Source organism: Nitrobacter winogradskyi (assembly GCF_006539545.1).
Taxonomy (GTDB): domain Bacteria; phylum Pseudomonadota; class Alphaproteobacteria; order Rhizobiales; family Xanthobacteraceae; genus Nitrobacter; species Nitrobacter winogradskyi_A.
This window is the reverse complement of sequence record NZ_BJNF01000071.1, coordinates 20,770-36,189: the sequence shown is the minus strand read 5'-3', so window position 1 is coordinate 36,189 and position 15,420 is coordinate 20,770. Positions and strand designations below refer to the sequence as shown.

The following is a 15,420-nucleotide window of genomic DNA, read 5'->3' as shown; positions in this document are numbered from 1 at the left end:
TGGTCGCAATTTCCGCATTCGACCCTATATAATCAGCGCATCACGGACATGCTGTGTGTCGGAGAGCCCCAGCGGGCCCTTGCATCGGCATTGCTCGTTCTCGAAAAGCGTAATTGTAGGGGTTCCCGCCATGTCGTTCAGCTTCCAGAAATCCGCCGAACTATTTCCTGCCGCGGTCCGCAGGAAGAAGCGTGCCGGGTTTGCCTACCGCCGTTTCGATACCGCAGCCGACGCCGTACGCTTCGCCATCGAGGAGCTGCCGGCCGACTCGTTGAACGGCGCTTATCTTCAGGTGGATGAAGCCCGCTTCGATCAGAACGGCATCCGCTCTCTCTACGAGAGCCGCGACTTTCCGCTGCCCCGCCGCAAACTCGACACGGCATCCGCGGAAACGAGAGTCCCGAAGGATGCCGCGTGAGAATTCCGCGCGTCTGATTCACCCGGTTCGCGCGGAACTGGATCGGCTACCCGCGATCGTCTGATCAAGCGTGTTCTTATCCGGCCCGACTCGCGCTCTGACGCGGCTGCCGGTCGAGCCAGCGTTTGAACATCCGCACGTTACGCATGTTGGCGCGGAACATCACGTCGAAGGCATCGCCGGCCACAGGCACTAATCCGACCACCCCGTCGACCGCGACGTTGCTCAGCATCCGCGCGGTAATGTGCCAGGGCGCGCCAAGCGCCCGCGCTTCGCGCACCAGCCACAGCGAGAACGCCGTGGTGATGAGGTCGCCGATCACCGGCACCAGCCCGATCAGGCCGTCGATGCCATAACGGACTTTCGTTCCTGGCACGACGAAGGCAACATCAAGCAGCTTCGCGATCGCATCCAACCGCGCGAGCCGCTGCTCGCGGGTGAGCGGCTGGAACGCAGCGGCGAACTCAAAGCCGGAAGCGCCGTGCTGAAACGCCCCGAACGGGCCGGCCTGGAATCCATCGGCACCCGGCGGGTCGCCATGAATCTCACGACCGTCCTGATCGATGACCTTTGCACGCGCGGATCCCCGGGCTCGGAAGTTATCACGCGAGAACAAGTCGTCGTTCGGCATCGATTTCATCGCTCTCACATGGTCTCCCCCGGCAACCTTCGCAAGATTCAGTCACGCGGCCACGCGATCGTGATGATCTCCTGCTTCGATGCGTCGCCGTCGCGCAGAACAACCTCATCGCGACAAAACAGCCGTTCGCATCGGCAGAACGCAGCGGGATGCGAAACATATCGTCCCGACATCTTCCTCCCTCCCAAAGTCTCAACTCCGCCCCATTGCGTCGCCATCTTCCCGGCCCAAGCGTTTTGCATGATCGCGTCGGAAAATTCGCCTTGTCTTCTTTCCGGATCATGACAACAGGGGGAACGTTGCATGAGTCAGGCTCCGTCGCAGAAGTTTGGCGCCGAGTATGTCGCGCATTTGCGCGAGTTGCTCGAAACCGCAGCCGAGGAGATCGGGCCCGAACATCGCGCGGCGGCGACCAAAGCGAAGATCACCAGGACTCGCATCCGCAATAAGGATGGCCTCCCCGAGGCACGACATTTCACAGGCGCGGCGTCGAACGCAGGTGAGGACCGCACCGCATAAAGGTGCTCTTCGATGTTTACCGCGCAGGCGCGACTGAAGATATGTCGCTCGATATGTGCTGAATTCCGCCGGAGGGAGCACGCGTTGATATGGCGAGGCCAGCCTGACGGAGACTGACGCCAACAAAAGCGTCATATGAAGGAGGACCGAAGGACGACGCCGATACTCGTCCCGCGAAGCGCTACTCGCCCCACTCCGTGAATGCTTCGTTGAAGGCGCGCTCTCCGGGCGCCCCCTTCTCGATAGCAATGATCGCGCGACGTTGATTCGTATAGACCAGCGGGATGTCCAGCCATGAGCGCTCTTTCAAGAGCTGGAGATTGCGCGCGCGATCGGACTCGACGTTCGACAGCCCGACCAGGAAGAAGCCATCGGTGACCTTGACGGCGAGTCCCGCCAGCGGGGTGCCGCGGGCCTGTTCGTTGGACTTCATCAGGACGCCGGGGACGTTGGAGACTCCACCGCCGTCGAAATCCGGCGGCAATACGAAGGTCAGTTCCGCAGTGTGACTGGCAGGCAGCGAGGTGTCGGTGTTGCGGCGGAACGACATCGTCATCTTGAACTTGCGCTCGGGGATGTCGATCTCGGCGCGCACGGCAATCTCCGGCTTGCTGCCAGCGGCCCCTTTTACTTCTTCGGTGCGCCACACCACCGAGCCGACATACTGCTTGCCCTTGGGGTCCGAGGGGTCTTCGTCATACAGCACGACGCGCTGCGCCACCGGCGCGATCGTTTCGGACATCGAAGGCTGACCGACCCGATCAGTGATCTTCGGCTTCAGTCCCGGCGCTGCCGGCTTCGCAATCTCACTGGTCTGGTCCGGGGAATCGAACAGCCCGCGCACAGCCGAGACCACATTCGAACCCCAGATGATTCCCGCTCCGGCGAGGATGAGCAGGAGACCGGCCACGATCGCGGCCTTGAGCGGAAAGCCGCCGGCGAGCACGCGCTCCGGTCTTTCGCGACCGGGGTGCGGCCACGATCGCGGCAGAGGCGCCGGTGGCGGGTCGTCCGCGGCGCCGCCGGAAAACGATTCATCAGAAGGATATGCTCCCTCAAACGCGCCGCGATCCTCAAGGCTCGGTTCAAGCCGATCGAATTCGGGTGACGGCGATCGCACATTGGCATAGGTGCGGCGGGCCGAGCGATTGGCCTGCGCGGCGGCGCGGCCGAGATCATCGGCGTCCGCCGTAACGTCTCGAAAACCCGGGACCGGAGGCCGCGGCGGCGGGCGATCGGGTTCGGGACTACGGCGCGGCTGCCCCTGATTCGGATGATTATGATTTTGACCCTGGCCCACCCGCTCGCGGGCAGGCGGCGGCGGTTCATCCGGTAACGGAATCGGCGGTCCAGGCGGCCGCCAGGACGGCGTCGGACTGACGGATGGAGGCGGGGATGGGGCCGACGTCGGGGTCGGGTCAGCGCGCAGATTGCGCGGTTGGGGCGTCGCGTTGGCGCGCGAGCGGACCGGCGGCTGTGCAGCCGCGTCCGGCGACTTCATCGCAGCACGCGTCGCGGCACGGAACGCATCGCCGGAGCGCGAACCGCTGCTACGCGAGGCCTCGCGGGCGCGCTGGGCGGCCTCGGACTCGACCTTGCGCACGGCCTCTTCCAGCGCCAGCCGCTCGCGGGTGATCTCGGATTCGGTCAACGGCGGCTCGACGCCACGGAGCTGAGCGATCAGCGCCGTCCGTGCCCGCTCATAGAGCGCACGCCGCTGCTCGCCGGGCGCGTTGACGTCCAGTCCGGCGATGGCGCGTGCGATCAGCGGGTAATAATCAGCCATGTCTCCTCAATGCACGAACATTAACCTTGAACGCATTCCCGTAACACCCCGTTAAGCCTCGAATGGATTTTGGACCAGAATAGTATCTTCACGCTCCGGGCTGGTGGACAGCAGGGCGACCGGACATCCCACCAGCTCCTCGATCCGACGAACGTATTTGATAGCCTGAGCCGGCAGGTCCGCCCACGAGCGCGCGTTGGCCGTCGGCTCCTTCCAGCCCTCGACCGTTTCATAGACCGGCTCGATGCGCGCCTGCGCCCCCTCTCCCGCCGGCAGATGATCGATCTCCTTGCCGTCGAGACGGTAGCCGGTGCAAACCTGGATCGTGTCAAAACCGTCGAGAATATCGAGCTTGGTCAACGCCAGGCCATGGATGCCGCTGGTCCGCACGGTCTGCCGGACCAGCATGGCGTCGAACCAGCCGCAACGCCGTTTGCGGCCGGTGTTGACGCCGAATTCCTTGCCGCGCTGACCGATCAGTTCGCCGATCTCGTCGTTGAGTTCGGTCGGAAACGGCCCCTGACCGACACGCGTGGTGTAGGCCTTGCAGATACCGAGAACGTAGCCGAGCGCGCTCGGCCCCATGCCGGTGCCGGTGGCGGCCTGGGCTGCAACGGTGTTGGAGGAGGTGACGTAAGGGTAGGTGCCGTGATCGACGTCGAGCAAAGCGCCTTGCGCGCCTTCAAACAGGATGCGCTTGCCTTCGCGGCGCTTGTGATCCAGCAAATTCCACACGCTGTCAGCATAGGGCAGCACCCGCGGCGCAATTGCGGCGAGATCCTTCAGCAGCGCGCCGCTATCCACTTCCGCGATGCCGTGGCCGCGGCGCAGCGCATTGTGATGGGCGAGCAGCCGATCGATCTTGTGCGGCAGGGTCTGCGGGTCGGCGAGGTCCATCAGGCGGATGGCGCGGCGGCCGACCTTGTCCTCGTAGGCCGGACCGATGCCGCGCTGGGTGGTGCCGATCGCCGTCGCCGCGCTTGCGTTCTCGCGCAGGCTGTCCAGTTCGCGATGAAGCGGCAGGATCAGCGTCACGTTCTCGGCAACGCGCAGGTTGTCAGGGCCGACCTTGACGCCCTGCTCTTTCAGCTTCTCGACCTCGTTGACGAAGGCTTGCGGATCGAACACGACGCCGTTGCCGATGATCGACAGCTTCGACGAGCGGACGACCCCCGAGGGCAGCAACGCCAGCTTGTAGGTATTGCCATCGATCACGAGCGTATGACCGGCATTATGGCCGCCCTGAAAGCGAACGACGATATCCGCCTGCTCCGACAGCCAGTCGACGATCTTGCCCTTTCCTTCGTCGCCCCATTGGGCGCCGACGACGACAACATTGGTCATTTCCGCGGAAGTTCCTTGCAAAAGTGGAGCGCGTCCATACCACGCCTTCGGTCACGAACCTCGAACCCGCAGGACGCCGGCAACTCGTGATTACCATACTCGTGATTGTCGTAATGGTGCGGGTTCGGAAGGTTCGCCTTGCAGGCACGCAGCAAAAATGAAGCGATCTTCCGGACCACCCCGCCAAGCGTCTCATCGGATAAAGGATGCGTGCGGTTGACGCAAGCCGGATCGGCCGCGAACGCCCCTTCCAAGCCGTTGATACATCCTGATAATCCACACCCGGCGCTGGCCGCTCCAGGTGCGGTCCCGCACCCGCCACAGTTTTCAGGCATGCTCGGTCATCCATGTTCAAGACCTGCCGCCTCAAGACCGGCCACGCGAACGGGGAGGAAAGATGCGCCGTCTGATGATACGCAAGGTATGCGCCGGAGCGGCGCTGCTGGCGATGCTGGCTCCCGCCGCCGCTTACGCGCGCGAGGCGGCACCATCGAACCCTGCGGAAACCGCCACCGCCGGCCCGCGAAACGACGGGGACCAGCCCGCCGCGACCCCCGACCATCACCGGCTGCCGCCGGATTCCACCACTAGGCACAAGCTCGTCCTGCCGGACCGCACGCTGGCCTTCACCGCGACGGCGGGCGCGATTCGCATCTTTGACGACAAAGGCGAACCGCAAGCGGACATCGCCGCCACAGCCTATCAGCTCGACGGAGCCGATCCCCGCAGCCGCCCCGTGACCTTCGTTTTCAACGGCGGTCCGGGCGCCTCTTCGGCCTGGCTGCAACTCGGCAGCAACGGCCCCTGGCGCATCGCGATGGACCGCGCGATCGCCAGCCCTTCCGTTCCCATGCCGCTGGAGCCGAACGCGGAAACCTGGCTCGACTTCACCGATCTCGTTTTCATCGATCCGCTCGGCACCGGCTACAGCCGCATGGTGGCGCGCGGCGATGACGCCCAGAAGCACTTCTTCACCGTCGATGGCGATGTGGCGGCGATAGCGCTGGTGATCCGCCGCTGGCTGGAGAAAGCCGACCGGATGCAGTCGCCGAAATTCATCGCCGGCGAAAGCTATGGCGGCATTCGCGGACCGAAGATCGCGCGCAATTTGCAGACCCGGCAGGGCGTCGCCGTCAAGGGGCTGATTCTGATCTCGCCGGCGCTTGATTTCAGCGATGTGCTGGGCACGGGGTTGACCCGGTTCGTGGCGAGCCTGCCGAGCATGGCGGCTACCGCACGCGGGAGGGAGAAAATCGGAACGCTGACCCGAGCCGACATGGCCGATGCCGAAGCCTACGCACGCGGCGAATTCCTGACCGATCTCATCAAGGGCCAGGCCGATGCGGAGGCAACCCGACGGCTTGCCGACCGCTTCGCCGCGCTGACGGGAATCGATCAGGCGGAGAGCCGCCGCCTCGCCGGACGATTCGACGTCAGCGAATTCCGCCGCGCCTTCGACCGCGATGGCGGCAAGGTCACGGGACGCTATGATGCCTCGGTGCTGGGGTTCGATCCCTACCCGGATTCAAGCGCCAGCGATTTCAACGACCCCTCGGAGGGACCGCTGCTGACCTCGCTGACATCGGCGGCGTTCGAGCTCCATGCGCGCAAGCTGAACTGGCGGCCGACGGGCTCCTATGAACTGCTCAGCCGTACCGTCAATCGCAAATGGGATTTCGGCAAGAACCGGTCATCCGTCGAGTCGATGTCTGATATCCGCGAACTGCTCGCCGCGGACCCGCAATTCAGGCTGCTCGTCGCGCATGGATTATTCGATCTCGCGACACCTTATTTCGCCTCCCAGGTCCGCCTCGATCAATTGCCGACCTTCGGCTCGCGCGATCGCATCAAGCTTGTGGTCTATCCCGGCGGCCACATGTTCTATTCGCACGACCTCTCGCGCCAGTCCCTGCGCGACGAGGCGCGCGCGCTGATGAAATGATGCAACAGCAAACCGAGTCCCGCTTCTGATGACGTCAGAAGCGGGAAGGATGTGACCGCCGATCCATCATGATCGGGTTTCGGCCGGTCAGAACGTCAGCGCCTTGGCCTGCCTGACCTGCGGCAACGCCTGCACCTTGGCGAGAACGTTCTCCGGCACGCTGCCGTCGACCTCGACCAGCGCGATGGCGTCGCCACCCTGACTGTGACGGCCGAGGTTGAAGGTCGCGATGTTGACGCCCGCATCGCCCAGCAGCGAGGCGAACTTGCCGATGAAGCCCGGCCTGTCCTCGTTGGTGACGTAGATCATCGACCTGCCGAACTCGGCATCGACGCGGATGCCCTTGATGTCGACGAGGCGCGGATGGCCATCGGCGTATACCGTTCCCGACACCGAACGTTCCTGCCGTTCCGTAAAGACGGTGACGGTGATCAGGCTTTCGTAGTCGCTCTGCGCGGCGCGCACGACCTCGTCCACCACCATGCCGCGCTCCTTGGCGACGACCGGCGCCGACACCACATTGACATCGCCCAGCATCGGCCGCAGCAGGCCCGACAGCGCCGCAGACGTGAGCGCCTTGATTTTCATTTCGGCGACCTGTCCCTCATAGGTGATGGTTACCTTGGATATTCCGGTCTCGGTAAGCTGACCCGCGAAGGAGCCGAGCTTTTCCGCAAGCTCGACGAAAGGCTTCAGTTTCGGAGCTTCTTCCGCCGTGATCGATGGGAAGTTGAGAGCGTTGGTGATCGCGCCGGTGAGCAGATAGTCCGACATCTGTTCGGCAACCTGCAGCGCGACATTCTCCTGCGCTTCCGTGGTGGAAGCGCCGAGATGCGGCGTGCAGATCACGTTGGGGTGGCCGAACAGCACGTTCCCGGTCGCCGGCTCCTCGACGAATACGTCGAACGCCGCGCCCGCCACCTGCTTGGTGTTGAGCGCGTCGGCGAGCGCCTGTTCATCGACCAGACCGCCCCGCGCGCAATTGATGATGCGCACGCCTTTCTTCATCCTGGCGATGGCAGCGGCGTCGATGATGTTGCGGGTCTTGTCGGTGAGCGGCGTGTGCAGCGTGATGAAATCGGCGCGCTTGAACAGGTCATCGAGCTCGACCTTTTCCACACCGATATCCCTGGCCCGCTCCGGCGACAGGAAGGGATCGAACGCGACCACCTTCATCTTCAGACCGAGCGCGCGGTCCGCGACGATCGATCCGATGTTGCCGCAACCGATCACGCCGAGCGTCTTGCCCGTGATCTCGACGCCCATGAAGCGATTCTTCTCCCACTTGCCGGCCTGGGTCGAGGCATCGGCGGCCGGGATCTCGCGCGCCAGCGCCAGCATCAGGGTAATCGCGTGTTCAGCGGTCGTGATCGAATTCCCGAAAGGCGTGTTCATCACGATGACGCCCTTGGCGGTCGCCGCCGGAATCTCGACGTTGTCGACCCCGATGCCGGCCCGGCCGATCACCTTCAGCTTGCTGGCGTTGGCGAGAATCTTCGCGGTCGCCTTGGTGGCCGAGCGGATGGCCAGGCCATCGTAGTCGCCGATGATCTCGGCGAGTTTGTCCTTGTCCTTGCCGAGCGCGGGCTGGAAATCGACCTCGATGCCGCGATCCTTGAAAATCTGCACGGCGGCGGGGCTGAGAGCGTCAGAAATGAGAACTTTCGGTTTTGTCATGGGATGTGATCCGTTGATGCCGATGTAGGCGTCATCCGCGGGCTCGACCTGCGGATCCATCTTTGAGGATGGATGGCCGGGCAAAGCCCGGCCGTGACGACGGTGAGTGAAACGAGATGGAGCCTGATGAGACCCGAAACGGTGCGACTTGAAGTCGTGAAGCCTGAAGCAGAACAGGAAAGGATCCCCTCACCCGCCCTCGCTTCGTTCGATCACCTCTCTCGCTATAAGACGAGAAAGAAGCATTCAGCTTCGGAACTAAGCCGCTTTCGCAAGCGAGGCCTTGGTCTCGGCGAAGGCCCAGTCGATCCATTGCGTCAGCAGCGCGACATTGCTCGCTTCCACCGTGGCGCCGCACCAGATCCGCAGGCCCGGCGGCGCATCACGGTAGTACCCGAAATCATAACCGGCGCCTTCTTTCTCAATTGCGGCGACGAGCTTCTTGGCGAAATCAGCTTGCGCATCCGCAGGCAAGGAGGCGATCGTGGGGTCAATGACCTTCAGGCAGACTGACGTGTTGGACCGGATCGCCGGATCGGCCGCGAGGAAATCGATCCACGGCGTCTTCGCAACCCAGTCGCTCAACACCCTGGTGTTGGCATCGGCGCGCGCGATCATGCCCTTCAGACCGCCAACCGACTTGGCCCAGTTCAGCGCATCGAGATAGTCCTCGACGCACAGCATCGACGGCGTATTGATGGTCTCGCCAGCGAAGATGCCGTCGATCAGCTTGCCACCCTTGGTCATGCGGAAAATCTTCGGCATCGGCCACGGCGGCGTGTAGCTCTCAAGCCGGGCCACGGCGCGCGGGCTCAGGATCAACATGCCATGCGCCGCCTCGCCGCCCAGCGCCTTCTGCCAGGAGAAGGTCACGACATCGAGCTTGGCCCAATCGAGCGGCTGCGCGAAAGCGGCTGACGTCGCGTCGCAAATCGTGAGACCCTCACGCGTGGCGCTGATCCAGTCGGCATTCGGCACGCGCACGCCGGACGTGGTTCCGTTCCAGGTGAAGACGATATCGGAGGCGGGGTCGGCCTTGGCGAGATCGGGAATCTCGCCATAACCCGCGGTGAGCTTGGTGACGTCCTTCAGCTTCAACTGCTTGATGACATCGGTGATCCAGCCCTCGCCGAAAGACTCCCAGGCGATCGCCGTCACCGGGCGCGCACCGAGCAGCGACCATAAGGCCATCTCGACCGCGCCGGTGTCGGATGCCGGCACGATGCCGATTTTGTAATCGGCCGGAATCTCCAGAACCTCACGCGTCAGATCGATCGCGAGTTTCAGGCGCGCCTTGCCGATCTTCGCACGATGCGAACGGCCGAGAACCGCGTCCTTGAGATTTTGGGGGGTCCAGCCGGGGCGCTTGGCGCAAGGGCCGGAAGAAAAATGCGGCACATCGGGCCGCGAAGCGGGCTTCGCAACGGTCATGATCTATCCTTCCAGATAGCAAGCCTCCCGTTGGGGGGAGGTGTCCCGCCGCCGTGGATATGGGAATCAGGCGATTTCGTCAAGAATATTCCCGGCAGCAACGCCTGACCACCGCGCCAAGACCTGCTACGCTAATAGCCGCCTTCGCACCGTCAGGCACGCCGGGATCAGAACCTGTAGCCCGCGCCAGCGCGCACGGTGTTGACGATGGTATCCACCGGCGCCGTGAACCGCAGGAATTCCCACTCGGCACGCAGGAACAGACCATCGACAATCATCATATCGATGCCAAGGCCGGCTGCGTAGCCGTAGATGAAATGCGCGTTGGCGTTATCGGACAAGGAGCCAGCTCCTGCCAGATTGGGAAGCGGTGGAATCTGCGTACCGACATACTGATAGCGCGAACTGTAACTTACGTTACGCTGGATATCGGCCCGCCCCATCGCGACGCCGCCAAAGGCGTACGGCAGGAAGCAGCCGAACGAATACCCCGCACGGACCCGGAGCGAACCAAAATCCGTGATCTGCATAGAGGCGTTCGATTGTACGAACGCCGACGTCAGATAATCGGTCGGGTAATTGAACGATCGGCCCTGGCTTCCGCCCGATGCACCGAAGAACTTGCCATGAGTGTAGTTGAGTTCGACGCCGTAGACGACATCCTCCGACTGCAGGTTGTAGCCGAGGAACCCACCAAACCCCTCGTTCTGGGTCGATGTCTTTTGGCCCAATGGCCAGGTCGAAAGATGATACTGACTTTCGATATCGACGTTGTTCAGCAATCGCTCCAGTAACTCTTTTCCGGAATTCTTGAAATCCATGTCGGCCGAGCCATAGCTCGCCTGTCCGCCGATATAAAAGCCCTGCCACACCGTCCGCACCGTGCTGAGGCTCGGCGGCTGCGATCCGCGCAAGAATGGAAGGTCATCGGGCATATCAGCTGCGTACGCGCCCTGCGCTGCTCCGCAAATGACCGCCGCCAGCAGAAGTCTACGCATCGTGAACGCTCCATCGACCACAACTTGAATGATCGCGATCATCGCCTGTTAACCTTAACCAATGGTTGTTGCGTGGGGTGATGCGTTTACATTGCCGACAAAATATTGGCGTGCGCGGCCTCTTGCGGCAGTCGGAAACGAGCGCATGAAAACAAAACGGCGCGGGAAATCCCGCGCCGTTAAGAATCGTCAAGATGAGGATAAGGCTCAGCCCTTGGTCACAAGCGGCGGCGGCGCATAGGCCGGCATGCTGTTGAAGTACCAGCGTACACCGAGTCTCAAGTCATGCGAGGTGATATCGTTGAACTGCATCGGAACGCCACGAGTGAACCCGGTATAGGTCGAAACCGGACCGGTCGTGCCCCTGCCGAGATTGACGTAGCTGTAGCCCAGTTCGAGTGCCAGGCCCGGAGTGACCTGGTAGGCGAGACCGGCATGCGCGGCCCAGGCGAAATTCCATGTCGAGGCCGCCGGCGCGACTGCGACGCTCGGAAACGCGCCAAAGCCGAATCCGTTGTGGTTGACCAGGCCTGTGTCAGTGTAATTCGCGATGTTCACCCGCGCCGCGCCGACACCGGCGCCGATGAACGGAGTGATGCCCCACCAGGTGCCCAGATCGACATAGGCATTCGCCAGCACCAGCCATTCCGACTTGGTGGCGCCGTAGTTGTTGACGCCCGTTCCGACGATGCCGCCGCCGGCCGGATAAGTCAGGACATCGGTGCCCTTGAAGTTCGCGTTGCCGCGATACTGTCCGGTGATATCGCCACGGAACCAGTTGTTGAACTGATAGCCGACGCCGACGCCGTAGATGCCGGCGGTGTCAAAAGCTGTCGTCTGTTGCTGCGACAGGAGTTGCGCGTTGCGGCCGTCCGCCATCGCAATGTCGCGCACACGCTGGTTGCTGAATCCGATATCGCCTCGCAGATACCAGCCGCCGAAATCGACGATCGGCGGGACGAAGTATGGCGGAGGCGGAGGCGCGATGGGCAGGTCGGCGGCGAACGCGGCCGATGTGAACAGTGATGCCGCTCCGGCGGCGACGAGCAATTTTACACTACGCATCGGTTTCGTCCCTTTGTGCCGTGAGGCAACGCTGCCCCAATCCGATTTAGGAGGGACGATGACACCGAATACTTAAGAGCTGCTTAACCCTAATTTTTAAGGTTGATTTTCGGTGAGTTTCTTTCGGCGCGGTGAGCGGGTGGCTGCCAACGCAAGTTCATCATGCGGCGGCGTTTACACGTGCCGGGTTTTCGGCATTTTCGGCAGGAACATCGCCAGCAGCCCGATCGCCGGCAGGAACGCACAGACCCGATAGACAAACTCGATGCCCCTCGCATCCGCGACCTCGCCCAGCAGCGCGGCACCAAGTCCCGCCGCGCCGAACGCGAACCCGAAAAACATGCCTGAGATCATGCCGAGCCGGTGCGGCATCAATTCCTGCGCGAAGACGATGATCGCGGGCATCGCGGACGAAAGGATGACGCCGATAATAACGGTCAGCGCGACCGTGCCGGCGAGATTCGCAAACGGCAGCAGCAGCGTGAACGGCAACACACCGAGAATCGACAGCCAGATCACATAGCGGCGTCCAAAGCGATCGCCGATCGGACCACCGAAATACACGCCAATGGCGACGGCGCCGAGAAACACGAACAGCAAAAGCTGTGATGTCTGCGTCGAGACATGAAACTTCTCGATCAGATAGAAAGTGTAATAGCTCGTCAGGCTCGACATGTAGATGAACTTCGAGAACACCAGCACGATCAGGACCGCGAGTGCGACCGCGGTTCGTGCGCGCGTCGGCGCCTCCGGCGACCGGATATGCGCCGTACTCTTGCGAGGCACAATCCTCGGCTTGTACCAGCGGCCGATCTGAACCAGCAGCACGATCGCGACAAAGGCGATCGACGAAAACCACGCGATGCTCGGCTGCCCGAACGGCACGATGATGAGAGCCGCCAGGAGCGGCCCCATCGCCGCGCCGAAATTTCCTCCGACCTGAAAAACCGATTGCGCGAAGCCATAACGGCCGCCGGACGCCATCCGCGCGATGCGCGCGGACTCCGGGTGAAACACCGCGGAGCCAAGGCCGATCAGCGCGGCGGCAACAAGAATCATGGCGTAGGTATGAGCACCGCTCAGCAGCAACAATCCCACGAACGTAGACCCCATGCCGACCGCGAGCGAGAATGGCTGAGGCTTGCTGTCCGTAATGTAGCCGACCACGGGTTGCAGCAGCGAAGCCGTCACCTGAAACGCCAGCGTGATCATTCCGATCTGCGCGAAGTCGAGCGCGTAATTCTCCTTCAGGATTGGATAGACCGATGGGATCAGCGACTGCATGGTGTCGTTGAGAAAATGCGAGAAGCTGATCCCGCCCAGCACGATATAGGCGGGACCCGTGGCCGCCTTTTCCGCGATCCCGGGAATCACGACCGGTGCGACCAGCGTTTCCTCGGAGATGACAGGCTTGTCCACGGGCGGTTTTCCGGTTGTTGCAACCCCCGCCTGTTATAGCGTTTTCAAGCGAGGTGGAAACCGGTTCGCGTGAAGGAACACGCCAGATCCAATCAGCGAGCCCCGGATCATGGAGCCCGTTTCTGATTCCGTCAGCAGTGGAAAATCATCACGATGAGATACCGGCCCTGCAAACCCACGACCGGTTACATTAGCAGGGACGTATACGCATCCGGAATGTCCGCCAGAGCTTGACGGTCGAGGTTCCGGTTCCCCGGCTTTCACGCCACCGCCGGATTGCCCAGCGCAGAAACGATCGTGTCCACAACCTCCTCGACCAGGATACGGTCATCGCCCTCGCCCATGACGCGAATGACGGGCTCGGTCCCCGAAGAGCGGACCAACAGCCGCCCATGGCCATTGAGGCGCTTCTCGCCCGCCGTAATGGCGGACTTCACCTCCGCGCGATCCAGCGGCTTGCCGTTGCGGTAACGGAAGTTCTTCAATATCTGCGGCAGCGGCTCGAACTTATGGCAGACTTGCGAGACCGGACGTCCCAGCTTCTGCACCACGGCAAGAACCTGAAGCGCGGACACGAATCCGTCTCCAGTGGTCGCATAGTCGGACAGGATGATGTGTCCTGATTGCTCACCGCCGAGATTGTAGCCCTGCTTCAGCATCTGCTCGAGCACGTAGCGGTCGCCGACAGGTGTCCGCACCAGCGACAGTTCGCGATCCTTCAGGAACCGCTCAAGACCGAGATTCGACATCACGGTCGCGACAATCCCGGGACTGGTCAACCGGCCGTCTTCCTTCCAGCTCTCGGCGATCACGGCGAGAAGCTGATCGCCATCGACGACATGGCCCCGTTCGTCGACGATGATGACGCGGTCGGCGTCACCGTCGAGCGCGATGCCGATATCGCCGCGCATTTCACGGACCTTGCGGCACAGCGCTTCCGGCGCGGTGGAGCCGCATTCCTTATTGATATTGAGACCATCGGGTTCGACGCCGATCGGAACCACATCCGCGCCCAGTTCCCATAACGCCTCCGGCACCACTTTGTATGCCGCACCGTGGGCGCAATCGACCACGACCCGCAACCCCTCGAGGCTCAGTTCGCGTGGCAGCGTGCGCTTGGCGAATTCGATATAGCGATCGTGCACGCCGTCGATGCGGCGGGCACGGCCCAGATTCCTGCTCTGCGCGAGCTTCTTGTCGAGGTTTTCATCGAGCAGCTGCTCGATCTTCTTTTCGACCTCGTCGGACAGCTTGAAGCCACGCGGGCCGAACATCTTGATGCCGTTGTCCTCGAAAAGGTTGTGCGAGGCTGAAATCATGACGCCGAGATCGGCACGCATGGACTTGGTCAGCATCGCGACCGCCGGCGTCGGCATCGGACCAAGCAGCAGCACATCCATGCCAACAGAGGTAAAGCCCGCGACCAGCGCGTATTCGATCATGTAGCCGGATAACCGGGTATCCTTACCGATCACGACGCGATGACGATGCTCGCCGCGCTGAAACACCAGCCCGGCCGCCTGTCCAACCTTCATCGCCAGTTCCGGCGTGATCAAGCCGTTGGCTCGGCCGCGAATTCCGTCGGTTCCAAAATACCTGCGGCTCATTTTCCCCCCAACGACGTGCCAGAATGCTCGCCGCCGCGCTTGAGGCCGGCTCGTCGAATCCTTAGGACGTCAAGTATCTCGCTCGACGCGCTTATACCGTCACAAGAGATAACACGACTTCAAAAAATATAATGAACCGTTACCGGAATTGTGGGGGAAAAGGCCCGTGCAACCCTTTGCATATCAACATCGGAACCCGCCCCCTTTTTCGAGGGAAATCTCCAATGACGTCCGCCTAAAGCCTTTCCGCTTCTGATAGAATCGGAAGCGGGGCTCCATGATTTGTTTGCCGCGTCTTCTTCACGCGAACCGGTGTCCACTTCGCTCGAAAATGCTCTAGTTCTTGGTCTGATCCTTGGTGGATTCTTCTTTGGTAGGCTTTTCCTTGGGATGGTTTTCCTCAGGAGGTTTTGCGGGAGCCGGCTGGGTAACGCTCAACGGATCCGACCCGGGGAACGATTCCTCCAGACCGCGATCGAGTTCCTCATCCAGTTCTTTCTTGGTTTTCCGGTTCCGGTCGTCCGTCTCGCCGTCATTTTGCGCCATAAGACTCTCCCATAGCGTTTTCGAGCGA

At 62.2% G+C, this 15,420-nt stretch carries 13 protein-coding genes; 3 read left to right on the top strand and 10 right to left on the bottom strand.

Features of this window, described 5'->3' with window-relative positions; translation table 11 throughout:
* The first annotated feature begins 130 nt into the window (after nucleotides 1-130).
* On the top strand, nucleotides 131-418 hold the full coding sequence (locus tag NWI01_RS12805; protein WP_141384216.1) for a hypothetical protein: 288 nt from the start codon (nucleotides 131-133) through the stop codon (nucleotides 416-418).
* 76 nt (nucleotides 419-494) lie between these two features.
* On the opposite strand, the gene NWI01_RS12800 is transcribed toward NWI01_RS12805, so the two are convergent.
* On the bottom strand, nucleotides 495-1,058 hold the full coding sequence (locus tag NWI01_RS12800; protein ID WP_141384215.1) for a DUF4112 domain-containing protein: 564 nt from the start codon (nucleotides 1,056-1,058) through the stop codon (nucleotides 495-497).
* Between the two features lie 303 nt (nucleotides 1,059-1,361).
* On the opposite strand from NWI01_RS12800, the gene NWI01_RS12795 reads away from it, so the two are divergent.
* Nucleotides 1,362-1,577: a hypothetical protein gene (locus NWI01_RS12795; protein ID WP_141384214.1), complete on the top strand. Its 216-nt coding sequence runs from the start codon at nucleotides 1,362-1,364 to the stop codon at nucleotides 1,575-1,577.
* Between the two features lie 181 nt (nucleotides 1,578-1,758).
* On the opposite strand, the gene NWI01_RS12790 is transcribed toward NWI01_RS12795, so the two are convergent.
* Both NWI01_RS12790 and NWI01_RS12785 read right to left on the bottom strand, forming a co-directional pair.
* Nucleotides 1,759-3,363, bottom strand: a complete 1,605-nt coding sequence (locus tag NWI01_RS12790) for a hypothetical protein (RefSeq protein WP_141384213.1) — start codon at nucleotides 3,361-3,363, stop codon at nucleotides 1,759-1,761.
* A 51-nt stretch (nucleotides 3,364-3,414) separates the two neighbouring features.
* Nucleotides 3,415-4,707 (bottom strand): adenylosuccinate synthase, encoded by a 1,293-nt coding sequence (locus NWI01_RS12785; RefSeq protein WP_141384212.1) that lies wholly within the window; start codon nucleotides 4,705-4,707, stop codon nucleotides 3,415-3,417.
* Between the two features lie 397 nt (nucleotides 4,708-5,104).
* On the opposite strand from NWI01_RS12785, the gene NWI01_RS12780 reads away from it, so the two are divergent.
* The gene (locus NWI01_RS12780) at nucleotides 5,105-6,649 is read left to right on the top strand and encodes a S10 family peptidase (RefSeq protein WP_141384211.1); all 1,545 of its coding nucleotides are present in this window, start codon (nucleotides 5,105-5,107) and stop codon (nucleotides 6,647-6,649) included.
* 87 nt (nucleotides 6,650-6,736) lie between these two features.
* Here the strand turns inward: NWI01_RS12780 and serA are convergent, their stop codons facing one another.
* The 7 genes from serA to NWI01_RS12745 all read right to left on the bottom strand — a co-directional run bounded on the left by serA (nucleotide 6,737) and on the right by NWI01_RS12745 (nucleotide 15,392).
* Nucleotides 6,737-8,326, bottom strand: a complete 1,590-nt coding sequence (gene serA / locus NWI01_RS12775) for a phosphoglycerate dehydrogenase (RefSeq protein WP_141384210.1) — start codon at nucleotides 8,324-8,326, stop codon at nucleotides 6,737-6,739.
* A 258-nt stretch (nucleotides 8,327-8,584) separates the two neighbouring features.
* Nucleotides 8,585-9,757: a phosphoserine transaminase gene (locus tag NWI01_RS12770; RefSeq protein WP_141384209.1), complete on the bottom strand. Its 1,173-nt coding sequence runs from the start codon at nucleotides 9,755-9,757 to the stop codon at nucleotides 8,585-8,587.
* 167 nt (nucleotides 9,758-9,924) lie between these two features.
* Nucleotides 9,925-10,755, bottom strand: a complete 831-nt coding sequence (locus NWI01_RS12765; protein ID WP_141384208.1) for an outer membrane protein — start codon at nucleotides 10,753-10,755, stop codon at nucleotides 9,925-9,927.
* Nucleotides 10,756-10,962: 207 nt separating this feature from the next.
* Nucleotides 10,963-11,820: an outer membrane protein gene (locus NWI01_RS12760; RefSeq protein WP_141384207.1), complete on the bottom strand. Its 858-nt coding sequence runs from the start codon at nucleotides 11,818-11,820 to the stop codon at nucleotides 10,963-10,965.
* 174 nt (nucleotides 11,821-11,994) lie between these two features.
* Nucleotides 11,995-13,239 (bottom strand): MFS transporter, encoded by a 1,245-nt coding sequence (locus NWI01_RS12755; protein WP_141384206.1) that lies wholly within the window; start codon nucleotides 13,237-13,239, stop codon nucleotides 11,995-11,997.
* 260 nt (nucleotides 13,240-13,499) lie between these two features.
* Nucleotides 13,500-14,846 carry a phosphoglucosamine mutase gene (gene glmM, locus NWI01_RS12750; RefSeq protein WP_141384205.1) on the bottom strand — a complete coding sequence of 449 codons (1,347 nt, stop codon included), beginning with the start codon at nucleotides 14,844-14,846 and terminating at the stop codon, nucleotides 13,500-13,502.
* Nucleotides 14,847-15,182: 336 nt separating this feature from the next.
* Nucleotides 15,183-15,392 carry a hypothetical protein gene (locus tag NWI01_RS12745; protein ID WP_141384204.1) on the bottom strand — a complete coding sequence of 70 codons (210 nt, stop codon included), beginning with the start codon at nucleotides 15,390-15,392 and terminating at the stop codon, nucleotides 15,183-15,185.
* Nucleotides 15,393-15,420 lie beyond the last annotated feature (28 nt).